Source organism: Brevibacillus sp. FW306-2-1A-C05A (genome assembly GCF_058781555.1).
In genome coordinates, this window is the sequence record NZ_JBYSWV010000069.1 from 1 (window position 1) to 16,381 (window position 16,381).

General features: G+C 54.9%; 12 protein-coding genes and 7 tRNA genes. 16 read left to right on the forward strand and 3 right to left on the reverse strand.

The window, feature by feature from the left end:
- Nucleotides 1-87 precede the first annotated feature (87 nt).
- The 6 genes from AC3WJN_RS24075 to AC3WJN_RS24100 all read left to right on the forward strand — a co-directional run bounded on the left by AC3WJN_RS24075 (nt 88) and on the right by AC3WJN_RS24100 (nt 1,209).
- Nucleotides 88-164: transfer RNA gene (locus AC3WJN_RS24075), tRNA-Met, on the forward strand.
- Nucleotide 165: 1 nt separating this feature from the next.
- A tRNA-Trp gene (locus AC3WJN_RS24080) sits at nt 166-239 on the forward strand.
- A 33-nt stretch (nt 240-272) separates the two neighbouring features.
- Nucleotides 273-348, forward strand: a tRNA-His gene (locus tag AC3WJN_RS24085).
- A gap of 5 nt (nt 349-353) precedes the next feature.
- Nucleotides 354-427, forward strand: a tRNA-Cys gene (locus tag AC3WJN_RS24090).
- Nucleotides 428-433: 6 nt separating this feature from the next.
- Nucleotides 434-510 (forward strand) — tRNA-Arg (locus AC3WJN_RS24095).
- 525 nt (nt 511-1,035) lie between these two features.
- Nucleotides 1,036-1,209, forward strand: coding sequence for a hypothetical protein (locus AC3WJN_RS24100; protein ID WP_155808668.1), 174 nt, complete (start codon nt 1,036-1,038; stop codon nt 1,207-1,209).
- Nucleotides 1,210-3,166: 1,957 nt separating this feature from the next.
- Here AC3WJN_RS24100 and AC3WJN_RS24105 read toward each other — a convergent pair.
- Nucleotides 3,167-3,424 carry a hypothetical protein gene (locus AC3WJN_RS24105; protein WP_005831964.1) on the reverse strand — a complete coding sequence of 86 codons (258 nt, stop codon included), beginning with the start codon at nt 3,422-3,424 and terminating at the stop codon, nt 3,167-3,169.
- A 345-nt stretch (nt 3,425-3,769) separates the two neighbouring features.
- On the opposite strand from AC3WJN_RS24105, the gene AC3WJN_RS24110 reads away from it, so the two are divergent.
- The 3 genes from AC3WJN_RS24110 (at nt 3,770) to mnmL (ending at nt 6,553) form a co-directional block, all read left to right on the forward strand.
- Nucleotides 3,770-3,854 (forward strand) — tRNA-Leu (locus AC3WJN_RS24110).
- Nucleotides 3,855-4,142: 288 nt separating this feature from the next.
- Nucleotides 4,143-5,381, forward strand: a complete 1,239-nt coding sequence (locus tag AC3WJN_RS24115; RefSeq protein ID WP_005831962.1) for a glycosyltransferase family 2 protein — start codon at nt 4,143-4,145, stop codon at nt 5,379-5,381.
- Between the two features lie 203 nt (nt 5,382-5,584).
- Nucleotides 5,585-6,553, forward strand: coding sequence for a tRNA modification radical SAM protein MnmL/YtqA (mnmL, locus tag AC3WJN_RS24120; RefSeq protein ID WP_005831960.1), 969 nt, complete (start codon nt 5,585-5,587; stop codon nt 6,551-6,553).
- A gap of 52 nt (nt 6,554-6,605) precedes the next feature.
- Here mnmL and AC3WJN_RS24125 read toward each other — a convergent pair whose 3' ends face one another.
- Complete coding sequence (locus AC3WJN_RS24125) at nt 6,606-7,334, reverse strand: glycerophosphodiester phosphodiesterase (RefSeq protein ID WP_007784995.1); 729 nt, start codon at nt 7,332-7,334, stop codon at nt 6,606-6,608.
- Nucleotides 7,335-7,705: 371 nt separating this feature from the next.
- Between AC3WJN_RS24125 and ablB the strand changes: the two genes are divergently transcribed.
- Nucleotides 7,706-8,560, forward strand: a complete 855-nt coding sequence (gene ablB / locus AC3WJN_RS24130) for a putative beta-lysine N-acetyltransferase (protein WP_007784997.1) — start codon at nt 7,706-7,708, stop codon at nt 8,558-8,560.
- Between the two features lie 2 nt (nt 8,561-8,562).
- On the opposite strand, the gene AC3WJN_RS24135 is transcribed toward ablB, so the two are convergent.
- Nucleotides 8,563-10,107 carry a PucR family transcriptional regulator gene (locus AC3WJN_RS24135; protein WP_007784999.1) on the reverse strand — a complete coding sequence of 515 codons (1,545 nt, stop codon included), beginning with the start codon at nt 10,105-10,107 and terminating at the stop codon, nt 8,563-8,565.
- A gap of 148 nt (nt 10,108-10,255) precedes the next feature.
- Between AC3WJN_RS24135 and AC3WJN_RS24140 the strand changes: the two genes are divergently transcribed.
- From AC3WJN_RS24140 to AC3WJN_RS24165, 6 genes are all read left to right on the forward strand, one after another.
- Complete coding sequence (locus AC3WJN_RS24140) at nt 10,256-11,608, forward strand: aspartate aminotransferase family protein (RefSeq protein ID WP_007785000.1); 1,353 nt, start codon at nt 10,256-10,258, stop codon at nt 11,606-11,608.
- Between the two features lie 15 nt (nt 11,609-11,623).
- A complete protein-coding gene (locus tag AC3WJN_RS24145; RefSeq protein WP_005827939.1) occupies nt 11,624-12,316 on the forward strand; it encodes a 3-oxoacid CoA-transferase subunit A in 693 nt (230 codons plus the stop codon).
- Entirely contained in the window at nt 12,298-12,975 is a 678-nt protein-coding gene (locus AC3WJN_RS24150; RefSeq protein WP_007785006.1) for a 3-oxoacid CoA-transferase subunit B, read from the forward strand. Before AC3WJN_RS24145 ends, AC3WJN_RS24150 begins: the two co-directional genes overlap by 19 nt.
- 33 nt (nt 12,976-13,008) lie before the next feature.
- The gene (locus tag AC3WJN_RS24155; protein ID WP_005827942.1) at nt 13,009-14,289 is read left to right on the forward strand and encodes a peptidase; all 1,281 of its coding nucleotides are present in this window, start codon (nt 13,009-13,011) and stop codon (nt 14,287-14,289) included.
- 156 nt (nt 14,290-14,445) lie between these two features.
- On the forward strand, nt 14,446-15,864 hold the full coding sequence (locus AC3WJN_RS24160) for an aldehyde dehydrogenase family protein (RefSeq protein ID WP_007785009.1): 1,419 nt from the start codon (nt 14,446-14,448) through the stop codon (nt 15,862-15,864).
- Nucleotides 15,865-15,942: 78 nt separating this feature from the next.
- Nucleotides 15,943-16,031: transfer RNA gene (locus AC3WJN_RS24165), tRNA-Ser, on the forward strand.
- Nucleotides 16,032-16,381: the final 350 nt, after the last annotated feature.

Below are 16,381 nucleotides of genomic sequence, written 5' to 3' on the forward strand. Positions count from 1 at the left end.
AGGCCGAAGGGGACGGTTTGCTAAACCGTTAGTATGCGCAAGCGTAGCGAGGGTTCGAATCCCTCACTCTCCGCCATTTTTTATTTCGGCGGCGTAGCTCAGCTGGTTAGAGCGTTCGGTTCATACCCGAAAGGTCGGGGGTTCGATTCCCTCCACCGCTACCAAAGGGGCATAGTTTAAAGGTAGAACGAAGGTCTCCAAAACCTTTGGTGTGGGTTCGATTCCTACTGCCCCTGCCAGAAGAGCGACGCGTTCTCCTGCAAATTGATATGGCGGTCGTGGCGAAGGGGTTAACGCACCGGATTGTGGCTCCGGCATTCGTGGGTTCAAGTCCCATCGATCGCCCCATACATGGGAGTATAGCCAAGTGGTAAGGCACGGGTCTGCAAAACCCTTATCCCCGGTTCAAATCCGGGTACTCCCTCCATCATCTGTCCCAGTAGCTCAGCAGGATAGAGCAACGGCCTTCTAAGCCGTCGGTCGGGAGTTCGAATCTCTCCTGGGACGCCACACTTGTTAAAACTGTGATATGACAGCGTTTGTCAAACGTCAATGATTGCGTGATTGCGTCAGGCCATTTGAAGGTCGGCGGTCATATGGTCAGCGAACGTGGAGAACGTGGGAATTATCCAGGCTGGGATTTTAGACAGCACGACACCTTTTGGTTAAAAAAGATCTCTTACAGACTCAAGTTTCTCATTTGAGTTTGAAAGAGGTCTTTTTTCGTGAGGTAAGATATGCGAGCTAGATGTAGCGTTGTCCGATATAAACAGGAAACGACAGTAACTGGGGGAAAGGGAAGATTCCGACGCCGGAAACAGAAGGTACTTTTCATTTCAGCTATTCAATTAAAAGGCAAGATCAAGCGGGGAACGTATGGGGTGGATTTGACTGTCAAAAAATCGAAACCCATTATTTTTAGCCCACCGGAAGCAACAGTCAAAGTAGGGAAAAGATCTTTTTAGTTGGAAAGCACTCAAAAGGCAAGAGCGCCAAAACGGTTGGAATGCGTCCAGCGATACCGGGTGTTATAAATTGACGAAGAACGTAGAAAAGCTGGCAGATGCGGATGGATACCGCAGGGAAGTGCCTTCTTTCGTAGCGGGGAAGCCAGGGGTTTACACGATTTATTATGGAATTGATTACAAGGAAAACGGTCAAAACGTGCGCGTGTATCTTTCCACGAAAATTACGGTAGAGAAGCAATAAGCAAACGCCCACTAAGCGGAGTCGGTTCCGGTCGGTGGTTTTTTTACCCCAAACTTCTGCAGCAGGGAGACACGATGTCAAAGACGACCAGGAGCGTGTTTGAGTCGTTTTTGGTTCCACAGTAACATTGGGCAGCAGGGCATACGCTCCGTTGAACAGCAGACGGCCTAGGCAGGCGTGAAGTCGAGCGCAAAGTCTGCGTTTCCAGACGACACGATGAAAGGCTTTGTGCGCCGCAAAATTAGCGGTTGTAGACCAACTGCAAGCAGGAAGCCGGGTCGCATCATTTTCACGATTGTACAAGAGAACTGGCGGCATGTATGCTGCACGTGTTCGGAAAAATGGAAGGCAATTCGGCCACGATGGTGTATGCGAATCCGTATGTAGAGGCGTGCTTCAAGGAACGGCATAAGTAGGAGAGGTAAAAGTTTACAGAAGTTGTGAAGGCTGTTAGCGACGCCCAAGACCTGGTACCGCTATATTTAGTACGAATTAGACAAAGTGTACATATCCCACTGAGAACACGATGCAGTGCAGCTACTGGCGCCCGCTTTCGTTCCCATGTCAGTTTCTCACGAAGGTTAGAGCGAGAAAGCAGAAGGCGTACGCGCGAGTTCAGGAGGAAAGAACAACAAATGCACGAGGGGTGTTCTCAAGACTTGCCGACTTGCCGTATGATGCCGCATGCCTTTTGCATCTGACCAATTTTCATCTGTTTGACTTCTGCAAAACCGCAACGCACAATCCAGCCTTTTTGCGAAAAACGATCCTGCTTGCGATTAGGCGGCCTTTGCTGCCGCGAGATATAGGGGCCTCTTCGCTCTCATTCAATAGCAGAGCGTGCGTAGACAGGAGAGGGGAAGGAAAGCTTCCGTGCATGATACATGAACAGCGCAAAGTACTCTCTTACCACGTCCTCACTTTTATCCGTACGCAGCACGAAGCATGTACGTGTATTACAAGGAGGTGTTTACAGGACGACTTACTCCGCAAATAACTCCCCACCTTTCCTACCTCTACGATCTATTCAGATCTATTCATACCTGCAAAGCAGCTTTTATGTATATAGCCGACCAATCCTATAACACAAACGAGCCAAAAAAAATTCAAAAACGCACAGCCTCTCATAGCTATCTTTCCTACACGCTAGGGCAACTCAAACCGATTTTTGCAAGGCGAAGAGACTTTAGGTTGAAAACCCATTAAGAGCTGAACGGCAAAAACGTAGAGACTCGCAAAAATGTAACAAAATAAGAGCCATTTTGTCGACAGAAAATGACTAAAAATGACACACATATAATAAGGAAGCTTTTCGATGGACGAGCATATTCACTACGAGTAGATTCCCCTGAAAATTCACTCGCTATTCTATATAACGTATCACAAGAAAAAAAGATACTCCTCTCTGCAAAAATGATTTCAAGGGCTGCTATTTTTCTCCGTCCTCGGAAAGTAGAGTGTCAGTGGCGAGAGGACCGTCGTCAGAAAGAGGACAGTCATTGGCAAGTGCACGAAAGGAAACAGGCTACAGACCATGCAAGCCGTTCAGGGACATTCCTTCGTGTTATCCGATCATTGCCCGGCGACCTTTGCTATTTTCACAGAGCAAATAGTCTAGTAGCAAAACGCAAGGGCAAGAGGACAAAACGACAAAACGATACAATCCAACCGATGGTGGGAGTCAGGGTCAAATCCAGGTCCTGAAAAGTCCTGAAAGGTGCTGAAACTCGCCTGGAGACGCCTAAGCATGAATAGCTACTTGACGCTACAGCAGTCGTTTTGCACCACGCGGTATGCATCAGAGAAGAAGAACGGCAAAAGAACACCCAAAGAACAGAACAGCCAAAACAAAGCCAAGTACAACAGAAACCCCCACAAGCAGAAACCTGGCAAAGCCCTTGCTCAAACCGCAGCCGCTGCCCCCACCCCAGAAAGGAAGACCACGAACATATCGTGGTCAAATAAAGGGATTGTAGTAGTAAAGGCCATGCAGGTAACGCCGCTCTGCTTTTTCTAGCGCAACCGCCTTTTCGCTCTCAAGGGAAGCACGGAGCTTCTCCCAATACTCGGGAGTGGCATCGCTCAAATCGACCTCCAGCTCGTCGCCAACCAGGTTGCGGATTAGCTGCCAATCATCTGGATGCTCATACTGCTTCATGCCGCCGCCAATGAGCCGAATATCGTGCAGAAGCTGTTTGATATTCTCGGGAATCATCGTTTTTCCCCCATGACGAAAAATTTTTTTGAGAAAGTTGGCCTTCCACTACTGGTAATAATTTGTCTTTTTCGCCCTGAAATATGTAAGAAAGCCGAAAAATATGGCGCTGCGGTCTATGCATAATCGTGGCGAATCGAGGAGAGCGGATCCCAAAACTACTGTCCCTATTTTTGGAAAAACAAACAAAATCCGCGTGTTTTCGACAGGAAATAAATGCGGTTCCCAGATAGAATTTGGGCACTCAGATGGAGGAAAACGCTATTGACTTCGAAAAATGGATTGTGTATACTCAAAAACGTGATTCTGCGGCAGGTAACCTGCACAAACGGTCACGGATAACAGGCGGTCGTGGTGGAATTGGCAGACACACCATCTTGAGGGGGTGGCGGGGCGACCCGTGCGAGTTCGAGTCTCGCCGACCGCACCATCGTATCGAACCGGGGACTAAGCTTGGACCTCGTGTTTTCGAAATAAATCAAGCCTTTTCGACAAGGGCTTTTTTTTCTGCTCATGTTCAAGGCTTGTCGAATAGAAAGAGAAAAAGGTGGGAAAGGTGTTAGCAGTGCCTTCTTTTTTCCCACTTTTGGGTCATTGATCTTGAAACGCTTTTGATGTACACTCCCAATTGGGAGAAATACAATAGAGAAATGTTGGAAAAACAACACTACCTGAATCAGATCAGACCCAATTTGATTCAGGTCGAGGAGAAGAACCCATGAGTGTAATTAGAGAGATCATTGAGGGATTATTCATCGGATTCACTTCAACGGTAGGTGTGATTAGCACGTACCAAACGCTGGTTTCTTGTGCGGGCCTGTTCCGCAAAAAGGAGCAGGTGACAAGCGAGCCACAAAAAACATTTGCTGTACTGGTTGCGGCGCATAACGAAAGTGCCGTAATCGCTCCACTGATTGAGAACCTGAAAAAGCTGGACTACCCACGCGAAATGTACGACATCTTCGTCATTTGCGACAACTGTACTGACAACACTGCTGAGATCAGTCGGGCACACGGAGCCATCGCGTGCGAGCGTTTTGACACGTCCAAGCGCGGAAAAGGCTACGGGATTGAGTGGATGCTGGAGAACCTCTGGGCAAGGCCAAAGCAGTACGATGCAGTCGTCATGTTTGATGCAGACAACCTGGTTGAAAAGAACTTCCTGAAAGTGATGAACGACCGTCTGGTCAAAGGGGCGCGCGTGATTCAAGGCTATCTGGATTCGAAAAACCCGTTTGACTCCTGGATTACCCTGTCTTATGCTGTGACGTATTGGTTTACAAACCGCATGTGGCAGTTGGCCCGTCACAACCTTGGCCTGCCGAACACGTTAGGCGGTACGGGCTTGTGCATCGAGAGCAATCTGCTCAAGGAGATGGGCTGGGGAGCAACCAGCCTGACGGAAGACCTGGAGTTTGCTACGCGTTGTATTGAGCGCGGCATTTATCCGACTTGGGCCCATGATACGAAAGTATGGGATGAGAAGCCGATTGACTTGAAAGCTTCGATGCGCCAACGCTTGCGCTGGATGCAAGGTCACTACGATGTGGCTGGACGCTACATCGGAAGCGTACTGAAAAACGGCTTGAAGGCAAGAAGGCTGGGCATGCTTGACGCGGCTTTCTACCTGTTCCAGCCGATGTACGTGCTGATGGTGACGATGATGTCCTTGCTGTTTTTGGGCCGATATTTTGACATTGCGGCTCTGACGCCTGCTGCTACCATCCTGCCAACCTGGCTGGTGTACGGATCTACGGCTGTGTTTTATTTATTGCCGATTCTGGCGCTCTACCTCGAGAAAGTGCCACTAAAAGGATATTTGGGACTGCTCTTGTTGCCGTTCTTTTTCCTGACGTGGCTGCCGATCATGTTTTACGCGTTTTTCACCAAGAAAAATCAGGTGTGGAGCCATACGTCCCACACTCGCGCCATTCGTATCGAGGAGATCCAGCAATAGGCACGTGAAGCAAAAGACCACAGGTGCATCTCGCCCTGTGGTTTTTCTGTTAGCGAAAGTGGCGAAAGGAGCCTGTGATCTGGTATAATAACGCGATCACCACACGAAAAGAGAAAGCGTTGCAACTGGGAAAAAGGCACCCTGAGCGTTGGTTGCGCGGACAAAACCGAACCCGCAGCCGGGCGACGAGGAGGAATACGGCGATGAAGCTCGCACCACAACATTGCGATCACGATACTCCCTTGCTGTGGGGAGATAAACGATACCATACATGGAACTACCATTTGCGTTCGACTTTTCACGAAAAAATTTTCAAGGTTCCGCTGGACGGGGGCTTCAGTTGCCCGAACCGGGACGGCAAGGTCGCGACAGGCGGCTGCACCTTTTGCAGTGCGCGCGGCTCCGGCGATTTTGCCGGGGACCGGAGAATGGATCTGAAGCGCCAGTTTCACGATGTGAAAACCCGGATGCACGAAAAGTGGCCCCAGGCCAAATACCTTGGCTTTTTCCAGGCGTACACGAACACGTACGCCCCTGTAGACGAACTGCGCGAGATGTACGAGGTCATTCTCCGGCAGGAAGGAGTCGTCGGCCTCTCGATCGCAACGCGTCCTGACTGCCTCCCGGACGATGTGGTGGAGTATTTGGCGGAGTTGAACGAGCGGACGTATCTGTGGGTGGAGCTGGGCCTGCAAACGATCCACGAGCATACCGCGCAACTGATTAACCGGGCGCACGACTACGCCTGCTATGTCGATGCGGTGGAGAGGCTGCGCAAGCACAACATTCGCGTCTGTACGCACATCATCTACGGGTTGCCGGGAGAATCGCACGAAGAAATGATGCAGACGGCCGATGCGGTCGCCCATCTCGACGTGCAAGGGATCAAAATTCATTTGCTGCACCTGCTGCGCAAGACGCCGATGGTCAAGCAGTACGAAGCGGGCCTGCTGGAATTTCTTTCGCAGGAGGAGTACACCAAGCTCGTCGTCGATACACTTGAAATTTTGCCGCCGGAAATGATCGTCCACCGCATCACAGGCGACGGGCCAAAGGATTTGCTGATCGGTCCGATGTGGAGCCGCAAAAAGTGGGAAGTGCTGAACGGGATCAATGCCGAGCTGAACCGCCGAAACAGTTGGCAAGGGAAGTTTTATGTTCCGCACAGGTAAAAGTTGATTGATAAACAAAAAGGAGCCTCCGAGAAGGCTCCTTTTTTCGTGGCTATTCAACATGGATGATTTTTCTGGCGCGCCCCGGATAGTTGGTAATGATCCCGTCCACGCCGATATCGACGGCCCGCTGGATTTGCCGACTGCTGTTTACCGTCCAGCCGTAGACGGTCAACTGGCGCTGTTTGGCCTGTTGAACCAGTTCGGGTGTGAGCTGGTCGTACGGGACGTGCAACTGCTCGCAACGATACTGGCTTGCGACTGCCCACGGTTTTGCGAGCGGGCCGACGTATAAAAGGCCGGTCGTTTGCGCAGGGTCCAGTTCTTTGATGCGCAACAAACTGTCGAAGTTGAACGTGGAAATGATCGTTCGCTCCGTGAGCTGATAGCGCTGGATCAGCTCAATGACTTTTTCTTCAAGGTGGGGCTGGTTTTGAAAAAAATTTTTCAATTCGATAATAAAGCGTAACGATGTATCGGAAAAGGCTTGAAATACCTCGCGCAAAACGGGAATCCGGGCTTTTGGATAACGCGTGGAGCAAGTTTTGTCTGCGCGAAGCTGGCGCAGCTCCCGCATCGTATAGCCGCGCACAGGACCGGAGCCGTTTGTCGTCCGTTCCAGTCGGTGATCGTGAATGACGGCCAGCTTGTTGTCGCGGCTTAGCTGGACGTCCAACTCAATCCCGTCCGTCCGCTTGCGGACAGCAGCGTGAAAGGCTTCCATCGTGTTTTCCGGATACAGGCCGGAAGCGCCGCGATGCGCGAACACAAGTGTGGACACGTGGGCTTCCTCCCTTCTCAGACGTGTCATGCATATTACATGCATATGTAAGTGGCCCCTCGATACTACCTATCCTGAGGGGCACAAAAGAGATTCTATGAGATTGAGACGAGAACGATGACGAGGAGAACGAACAGGACCAAAACAAGGGCGAAATCGTTGTTTCTGCTGCAGCTCATTAATACCCCCTCCTTCCCAGATGGAGCAACTCCCTTCATCTTATGAACCAATAGGGAAAATGGCGCTCGTCGAATGCCCAACCTGCCCGCATTTGTGCCTGGCTGCCCACTTTTTATACAGATTGGCAGATGACGGAGAAGCTCCATTTGCTACAATGAAAGCACAAGGAAACAAAGGGGAGGGGTAGTTTCATGACACAGACACAGATTGAGGAAATGCTCGCTGCGGGCGATTTGGTGGACGATCGGCAAAACCGCAGGGTCAAGCTGCATCTGTACGACCGGGCGCGGCTGAAGGAATACGACCAGATGCTGCGGCAGGTGGCCGAGAAGTCGAATGCCACCAAGCTGATCGTCTACGGGAAAAAGCGGGACGTAGCGGAGTGGCTCGCGCTTGGCTATCGGCAGGAAGGGGTCATTGACGGATTTTTTCGCGGAGAAAATGCCTACATGCTCACGGCGTATGTGACAGAGGAACGGGCGACGTCGACAGCGCCTGAGCTGGCGGAGGAAATTTTGGCGCTGAGTCTGGCAAAGGCGGGAGCGGGGGAAGAAAAGCCGCTGCCGGAAGGGTACAGCATGCGTCCGGCAACAGAGGCAGATGCAGAGGAGCTGGCACGCCTGTACGGCCTTGTGTTCGCGACGTATCCTACCCCCATGGATGATCCGGAGTACGTGCGCAAGACGATGCAGGAGGGGACGGTGTACTTCGTCGTCGAGCATGCCGGGAAGATCGCCTGCGCAGCGTCTGCCGAAGTGTCGGAGCGGATGGGCTCGGCGGAGATGACCGACTGTGCCACCCACCCCGATCACGCCGGAAAAGGCCTCCTCCAGCCGCTGTTTTGCGCTCTGGAAAAAAAGATGGAGGAGGCAGGGATTTACTATCTCTATACCTTGACCCGGGCGCAATCGGCCGGGATGAACGTGACAGCAGCCAAGATGGGCTATGAATACCGCGGTCGGCTCATCAACAACTGCACGATTTTTTCCGGATTCGAAGATATGAACATCTGGGTGAAGCCGCTGCGGCAAACCAGGGACGAATAAGGCTACTCGCGGGAAGGAAACAGTTGCTGCTGCAGGCGGCGGGCCATGAGCGCCAGTTGAAGCTGCCAGCGCTGATGGGCATCCTCCAGGCGGTAGCCTGTTTTTTCCTCGATCTGGGTCAGGCGGTATTTCAAGGTGTGGCGGTGAATATATAACGCTTGGGAGGTTTGCAGGCCGTTCCCGTTTTGCGCGAGGTACACCTCCAGCGTCTCCAGAAGCTGCTGGTTGTATTTGCTGTCGTAGCGAATCAACGGCTCCAGGATCGGCTTCCACAAGCCGAGCATGCTCTGCTCGTCGCGGTGGTAAGGAAACAGGAACTGGTAGCCTTGCATGTCCCGGTAGCGCAGCATTTGCGGGGCGCGAGCGAGCAAGGGATAGGCTTGCAGCGCGAACATGGCTTCCTCGGACGCGCCAGAAACATCTGTCAACTGATCGCGCGGATTGCTGATGGCGACCTGCAAGGGAGTGGAGGAATGCAGCCCCTCCCAGCGCGCTGTGAACTGCTCCAAGAGCTGCAGGCTCGTCCGGTCATCGGGCAGCACGAACAGCAGGCAATGAGGCCGTTCTCGCAACAAATACGAGCGCTGGTGGCGGTCGCAAAGCCTGCGCATCAGCGTGATGGCGCTTTGGTGCAGCTCCCCGAGCCTGTCCGGTTCGGCAGTGTCCACCTTGACGGCCACGACGAGATGCTTGCCCGACAACGGGTATCCGAGCATGCGACAGCGGCTTTCCAGCTCTTGCGGACTCATCGGCTTTCCGTTTAAAAGCTCCTCGACGAAGTCGCCTTTCAGCCGCCATTCTGTCGCAGAAACGGCGCGTTCTTTTACATATTCGAGCGCACACAAGGTAGCTGCGTGCTGGAGCGCCACATCGTCCAGCTCCTTCCACGCTTCCCGCGGCTTGGCCAGGCTGAGCGTGCCGAAATGCTCGCGACTGGCGCGGATGGGTACCGTATGCACGTGCTCTCTCGCTTCGTCATCGGTCGGCGCTGTCGGGCAGCCGTGCTGGGTCACTTCAAAGCCGAGCGCATCCAAAAGCGTCACGCCGCCGCCCGTCAGCTCTGCCAACTCGGCGGCGATGGCAGGCAGACCGCCTTTGGACAGGGCTGCGTCGATCATCCGGTTGTGGATCGCCTGCGAATAGGCGAGCGTCTCGAACTGCCGGTTGACGATCGGCTGCAAAATGGCTCTGGTAATCGTCGAGAAGTTGATTTCGGTCGGAATTTCGATGAGCGGGAGCTGGTGGCGATCAGCCAGCTCAAGAAAGCTTTCGGGAATTTCCCGCAAGTAAAATCCGGTATGGATGGCGACTCCGCTCAGCTTTTGTCTCGCCAACGTCGGAATGAACGAGCTTTGCCGCTCCATATTTTCAGCGAGGCCGAATCCGGTCGTAATCAAAAACTCGCCTTCCTGCAGCCGGCTGGCGTCTTCGAGCACCTCGACAATCGTCACCCAGCGAATCGGATTGTCCAGTCCGCCCGCTCCGGCGATCAACCGCGTCTGCACCATGTCAGGCAGTTGCAGAGCCTCTCTGATCGTAATCGTCACGAGGCACACCTCCGTGTTGCAAAGTTCTTTATACAAAATGTACAAAAGATTTTGTCTCTTCGCCATATTTTTTTGCCAGCGCGTCGGATGGATGAACCGCACAGGTCAGCTAGGATAGAGGGAGAGAATAAGCGAGGTGGCGACGATCATGAGCAGAAGCTATGTAATCAAACCGGAGTTGGGCAAGACGTATCCGTTCATTTCTCATGGCAAAGGCATTTATTTATACGATAAAGACGGCAAGCGCTATATCGACGGCTGCAGCGGGGCTGTGACTGCGAGCATCGGCCACGGGGTGGAAGAAGTCGCCGAAGCGATGTACCAGCAGGCCAAAGAAGTATCGTTTGCGTACCGCTCGCACTTCAGCAGCGACGCTGTGGAGGAGCTGGGGGCGAAGCTGGCCGAGTGGGCGCCAGGTTCGTTGAACTGGACGTTTTTTGTGAGCAGCGGCTCCGAAGCGACGGAGACAGCGCAAAAAATCGCGATCCAATACTGGCAGGAAAAAGGCAGGCCGACGAAAAACAGAATCATCTCCCGCTGGATGAGCTACCACGGCATCACCATGGGGGCGCTCTCCATGTCGGGGCACGTGCTGCGCCGGAAGCGCTTCGTACCGCTTTTGGAGGACTATCCGACGATTACCGGGCCGTATCCGTACCGCAGACCAGCAGGCATGTCGCTGGAAGCGTACGCCCTGAAATGCGCGAATGAGCTGGAGCGGGCCATTCTGCGCGTCGGAGCCGAGCAGGTGGCGGCCTTTATCGCGGAGCCGGTTATCGGGGCTTCCGGTGGCGCGGTCGTCCCGCCAGACGGCTACTTCCAGCGGATTCGCGAAATTTGCGACAAGTACGAAGTGCTGTTCATCGCCGACGAAGTGATGACAGGGGTAGGGCGCACCGGAAAAGCGTTCGGGGTCGATCACTGGGGTGTCGTGCCTGACCTGATGACGCTTGGCAAAGGGATGAGCGCCGGCTATACGCCGATGGCTGCCACGATGGTGACGGATGAAATTATCGAGACGATCACCCAGGGAAGCGGGCTGATTATGGCGGGACACACATACAGCGCCAACCCGCAGTCTGCTGCCGTCTCGCTCGCGGTTTTGAAGTACGTCGAGAAGCACGGCCTGATCGAGAAAGCGGCCGAGCAAGGCGCTTACTTGCTGTCTCGCCTGCAAGAGCTGGCAGATGAATTGCCGCTGATTGGCGAGGCGCGCGGTTTGGGCATGCTCTGCGGTCTGGAATTTGTCAAAAACAAAGAAACGAAAGAGCCGTTCGCCTTGTCAGAAGGAGTGGCGTCCAAGGTCATCGCGAAGGCATTCGAAAAAGGTCTGCTCATCTATCCCGCCATGGGGGGAATCGAAGGCGTGGCAGGAGACTCGATCATCGTTTCCCCGCCGCTGACGATTACAAAAGAGCAGATTGATGAACTGATCGCCCTCTTGAAAGATGCGATTGTCAGCGTCCAGCAGGAGCTAAAAGACAAGGCGCTGATTGGCTAGAGGGGGGAGACTGAAATGACAAACCGTTTTGATAAAGTGGTGACCGTACAGGAGGCGTTGTCCCATTTTCGCGATGGGATGACGCTGCTCGCGGGCGGCTTTGGCGGGGTAGGCAATCCGCCGACACTGATCCAGGGCATTTTGGATCTGGGTGTGCGCGACTTGACGCTGATTAGCAACGACACGGCGTTTCCGCACATCGGAATCGGCAAGCTGGTGACAGAACGACGCGTGAAAAAAGTGATTGCCTCTCACATCGGCTCCAACCCGAACGCAGGGGCGCAAATGACGGCAGGCGAGCTTGAGGTCGAGTTTTGCCCGCAGGGGATTCTCGCCGAGCGTGTACGGGCGGGCGGCGTCGGTCTGGGCGGGATTCTCTCCGACGTCGGCATTGGCACGATCGCGGAAAAAGGCAAGCAAAAAGTCGTGCTGGACGGAAAAGAGTACCTGCTGGAGACGCCGCTGACGGCGGAAGTGGCGATCGTCCATGCGAAAAAAGCGGACCGCTTCGGCAACCTGGTGTACGATACGAGCGCGCGCAACTTTAATCCGCTCGTGGCGATGGCGGGCGACATTACGATCGTGGAAGCGGACGAGATTGTCGAGGTAGGCGAGCTGGACCCGGAAGAAATCGTCACGCCTGGCGTCTTCGTCAACTACATCGTGCAAAGTGAAGGGGTGAACTGGCAATGGGCGTGGGAGAAGTAAAAGAGACCGAGAGCTACCGCGAGCGAATCGCGCGCAGGGCGGCGATGGAAGTCGAGGACGGCATGATTATCAATTTGGGGATCGGCATTCCTACGCTGGTGGCCGATTTTATCCCTGCTAACAAACGCGTCATGTTTCACGCGGAAAACGGCATATTGGGTACCGGACCGAGCCCGGCCAAAGGAGAGGAAAACGCCATGCTGTGCAATGCGGGCGGTTTTCCGGTCACGCTTGCGGCGGGGGCGTCTTTTTTTGACAGTGCCACGGCCTTTGCGATCATTCGCCGCGGCTTGCTGGACATGACGATCCTCGGCGTCCTCGAAGTGAGCCAAAACGGGGATATCGCCAACTGGATCGTGCCAGGCAAACGCGTGCCGGGTATGGGCGGAGCGATGGAGCTGGCGCAAAAAGCGAAAAAGGTCATGGTCGTAACCACGCACCTCGACAAAAACGGCCGCTCCAAAATCGTGCGCAAATGCTCGCTTCCGCTGACAGCGAGCAAGGCGGCAGACTGGATCATCACCGATATGGCCGTGATGGAAGTGAAGCCGGACGGCCTGTATTTGCGCGAGGTCATGTATCCGTACAGCGTGGCCGATGTGATCGGAGCCACCGAAGCTGAACTGAAGGTAGAGGGAGAAGTGGGCGTATTCCGCTAGGCAAAGACGATTCCAAAAGAACGGGGGAAGAACATGGCGAACTGGCAAGCGCTGATACGAGAGCAGTTGGAAAAAGATCGGGAGGCTTCCGTCAAGCTGCTGCAGGAATGGGTGCAAAGCCCGAGTGTGCAAGGAGCGGAGGAGTCCATTCAAAAAAGCATCGCCGAGCTGTTGGCGAAAATGGGTCTGGACGTCGATTTGTGGGTCATGGCGGGGGAGGAGCTTGTTTCGCATCCGTACTTCGTGTCGCCGCGCCAAACGTTTGAAGGCAGTCCGAACGTCGTCGGGGTCTGGAAGGGCGCAGGCGATGGCCGCTCGCTCATTTTGAACGGGCACGTCGATGTCGTTCCCGCTGGCGATTACGCGCAGTGGAGCGACGATCCGTTCAGCGGAAAAGTAGCGGATGGCAAGCTGTACGGCCGCGGCGCGACAGACATGAAGGGCGGCAACCTGTCCTCGCTGCTCGCGATCTCTGTCTTGCAAAAGCTGGGCGTGCGGCTGAAGGGGGACGTCATCTACCAAAGCGTCGTGGAGGAAGAGAGCGGGGGAGCAGGAACGCTCGCTACGATTCTGCGCGGCTACAAGGCAGATGCCGCGCTCATCCCTGAGCCGACCAACATGAAAATTTTCCCGAAACAGCAAGGCTCGATGTGGTTCCGACTGACCGTCAAGGGGCGTTCTGCTCACGGCGGCACCCGCTACGAAGGGGTGAGCGCCATCGAGAAGAGCATGCTGGTCGTGCAAGCGATTGGCCGCCTGGAAAAAGAGCGCAACGATCGCCTGGACGATCCGCTGTACGCCAAGCTGCCGATCCCGATTCCGATCAATATCGGGGTGATCGAAGGCGGAAAATGGCCGTCGTCCGTCGCCGATCTCGTCAAGCTGGAAGGCAGGATGGGAGTAGCGCCTGGCGAGCAGATGGACGATGCCAAGGCGGAGATGGAGACGGCTTTGCAGCGTCTGGCCGAGGTCGATCCGTGGTTTGCCGAGCAGCCAGTCGAGCTGGAGTGGTACGGCGCGCGCTGGGTGCCGGGAGATGTCGCGCAAGATCATCCGCTCATGGAGATTTTGCAGGACAAGTTCGCGGCAGTGACTGGCGAGCGCGCGATCGTGGAAGCTTCGCCATGGGGAACAGACGGAGGCTTGCTGACGGCGCTGGCCGACACGCCTGCGATCGTCGTGGGGCCGGGCGTCACACAGGTCGCGCACTACCGGGACGAGTACATCGTGCTGGATGACGTGTTCCGCTGCGCGGAGATTTTTGCGCTGACCATGCTGGACTGGTGCGGCGTTGCAGAAGGGCCAGCGAAGTAGGAGAGCGGGTAGCGGGCAGCTTTCGGCTTAGGGTTCGGTTTTTTGTGCGAAAAATGAAAAAGTTTCGCCTCCACGCAAGGAAGCGCGATCTGCTCTGGAGAATGATTGGAGGATGGGATGCGATAGTCCAATCGTTGAAGGACGGAGGAGATGGCGATGAAAAGAGCGTGTTATATCGGGGGAAAATGGGTGCCGATGGCAGAACATGCTCCGTTGTATTCACCTTGTACGGGCCAGGCAATTGCCCATGTTCCCCAGGCCGACGCGCAGGCAGTAGAACGGGCGATCGCGGCAGCCGAGGAAGCGACGACGGTGATGCGGCGGATGCCTGCTTACCAGCGGGCGGCTATCCTGGAAAAAATCGCGCTCCTTTTGGACGAACGGATGGAGGAGGCGGCCCGGATCGTCGCGCTTGAGGCCGGAAAACCGATCAGGACGGCGCGGGGGGAAGTGATCCGCACCGTGCAAACGTATCGGTTTGCAGCGGGAGAAGCCAAACGGCTGCACGGAGAAACGATCCCGCTCGACGCCGCAATCGGCGGAGAAGGTCGCCTGGCGTACACGGTCCGCGAGCCTTTGGGCGTCGTCGGGGCGATTACGCCGTTCCCGTTTCCGCTCAATCTGGTTGCGCACAAGGTCGGACCTGCGCTCGCTGCGGGCAATGCCGTGGTGCTGAAGCCCGCTTCGCAGACGCCGCTCAGTGCGCTTTTGCTCGCCGAACTGGCCGAGCAGGCGGGACTCCCGCCAGGGGCGTTGAACGTCGTCACAGGCAGCGCAGCCGTCGTGGGCGAAAAGCTGGTGACAGACCCAAGAGTTCGCGCCTTGAGCTTTACGGGAAGCCCGGCGGTCGGGATCGACATTCGCAACCGCGCTGGCCTGAAAAAAGTGATTTTGGAGCTGGGGGCCAACTCTGCGGTCATCGTCGATTCCGACGCGCAACTGGACGAGGTGGTGCCGCGCTGCCTGTTTGGCGCGTTTGCTTATTCCGGCCAAGTCTGCACGTCCGTCCAGCGCATTTACGTCGCAGAGGGCCTGTACGACGAGTTTGTCAGCCGCTTTGTGGCGCAGACGAAGGCGCTCTGCGGCGGCGACTCGCTCGATGAGCACGCTGACTTTTCCGCAATGATTCACCCGCGGCAGACCGAGCGTGTGCTGGAGTGGATTGGCGAGGCGCTGCAACAGGGAGCACGGCTTGCCTGTGGCGGCGAAGTGGTGGAGCGGATGCTGTTGCCGACCGTTTTGACCCATGTGCCGCATACGGCCAAAATCTGTTGCGAGGAAGTGCTTGGGCCTGTCGTGCTCATCAACCCGGTAGCGTCCCTGCAAGAAGCGATCCGCCTGGTCAATGACTCGCGCTACGGTCTGCAGGCAGGCGTGTACACGAACAACCTGAGGGCTGCGCTGGAAGCGGCAGATGAGCTGCGGGTTGGAGGCGTCATCATCAACGACATTCCCACCTTCCGGGCCGATCATATGCCGTATGGAGGCGTCAAGGAAAGCGGCTTGGGAAGAGAAGGCGTCAAATACGCCACAGACGAGCTGAGCGAGCTGAAGCTCGTGGTGGTCAAGCGCTGAGACAGCCAGCGGCAGTCGGTCTGGAGGCGCTTGCAAGCGCGCTTGGCGCTATGCTATAGTTAAATCAGTCAGCAACGCGGAGGGATACCGAAGTGGTCATAACGGGGCGGTCTTGAAAACCGTTAGAGTGCAAGCTCACGCGGGTTCGAATCCTGCTCCCTCCGCCATCTTTTTTGCAAGCAGCCGATATAGGATGTACAGGACGAAGCGATCTCTTTTTTGCAGAAGAGGTCTTTTTCTTTTACAGCAGGAAAAGGTCAAGCTGCGGGTTTGGCAGCAACGAGACGGTCGCTGGGCAGGACAGCCGTTTTTTTCCTGAAAATCCAGAAGAACCAATATCGAAGCTTGGCGCGATATGATATATGCTGTACACAAGGACTCGATTGTTTCTTGGGGCCTGCGGCAGCTTCAATAATGCAGAGGGGGCTTCCGCTTTTTTTAACGGATAAGAAAGTATAAATTTTGAGGAAGGGGAGTACCCATCCTTGTTAAGTTATTTGTAAAATAGAGTCATGGA

Coding starts and splice junctions, on each gene's coding strand:
- ablB (WP_007784997.1), top strand. CDS start 7,706: ATGACACAGACACAGATTGAGGAAATGCTCGCTGCGGGCGATTTGGTG.
- AC3WJN_RS24140 (WP_007785000.1), top strand. CDS start 10,256: ATGAGCAGAAGCTATGTAATCAAACCGGAGTTGGGCAAGACGTATCCG.
- AC3WJN_RS24150 (WP_007785006.1), top strand. CDS start 12,298: ATGGGCGTGGGAGAAGTAAAAGAGACCGAGAGCTACCGCGAGCGAATC.
- AC3WJN_RS24160 (WP_007785009.1), top strand. CDS start 14,446: ATGAAAAGAGCGTGTTATATCGGGGGAAAATGGGTGCCGATGGCAGAA.
- AC3WJN_RS24115 (WP_005831962.1), top strand. CDS start 4,143: ATGAGTGTAATTAGAGAGATCATTGAGGGATTATTCATCGGATTCACT.
- mnmL (WP_005831960.1), top strand. CDS start 5,585: ATGAAGCTCGCACCACAACATTGCGATCACGATACTCCCTTGCTGTGG.
- AC3WJN_RS24105 (WP_005831964.1), bottom strand. CDS start 3,424: ATGATTCCCGAGAATATCAAACAGCTTCTGCACGATATTCGGCTCATT.
- AC3WJN_RS24155 (WP_005827942.1), top strand. CDS start 13,009: ATGGCGAACTGGCAAGCGCTGATACGAGAGCAGTTGGAAAAAGATCGG.
- AC3WJN_RS24145 (WP_005827939.1), top strand. CDS start 11,624: ATGACAAACCGTTTTGATAAAGTGGTGACCGTACAGGAGGCGTTGTCC.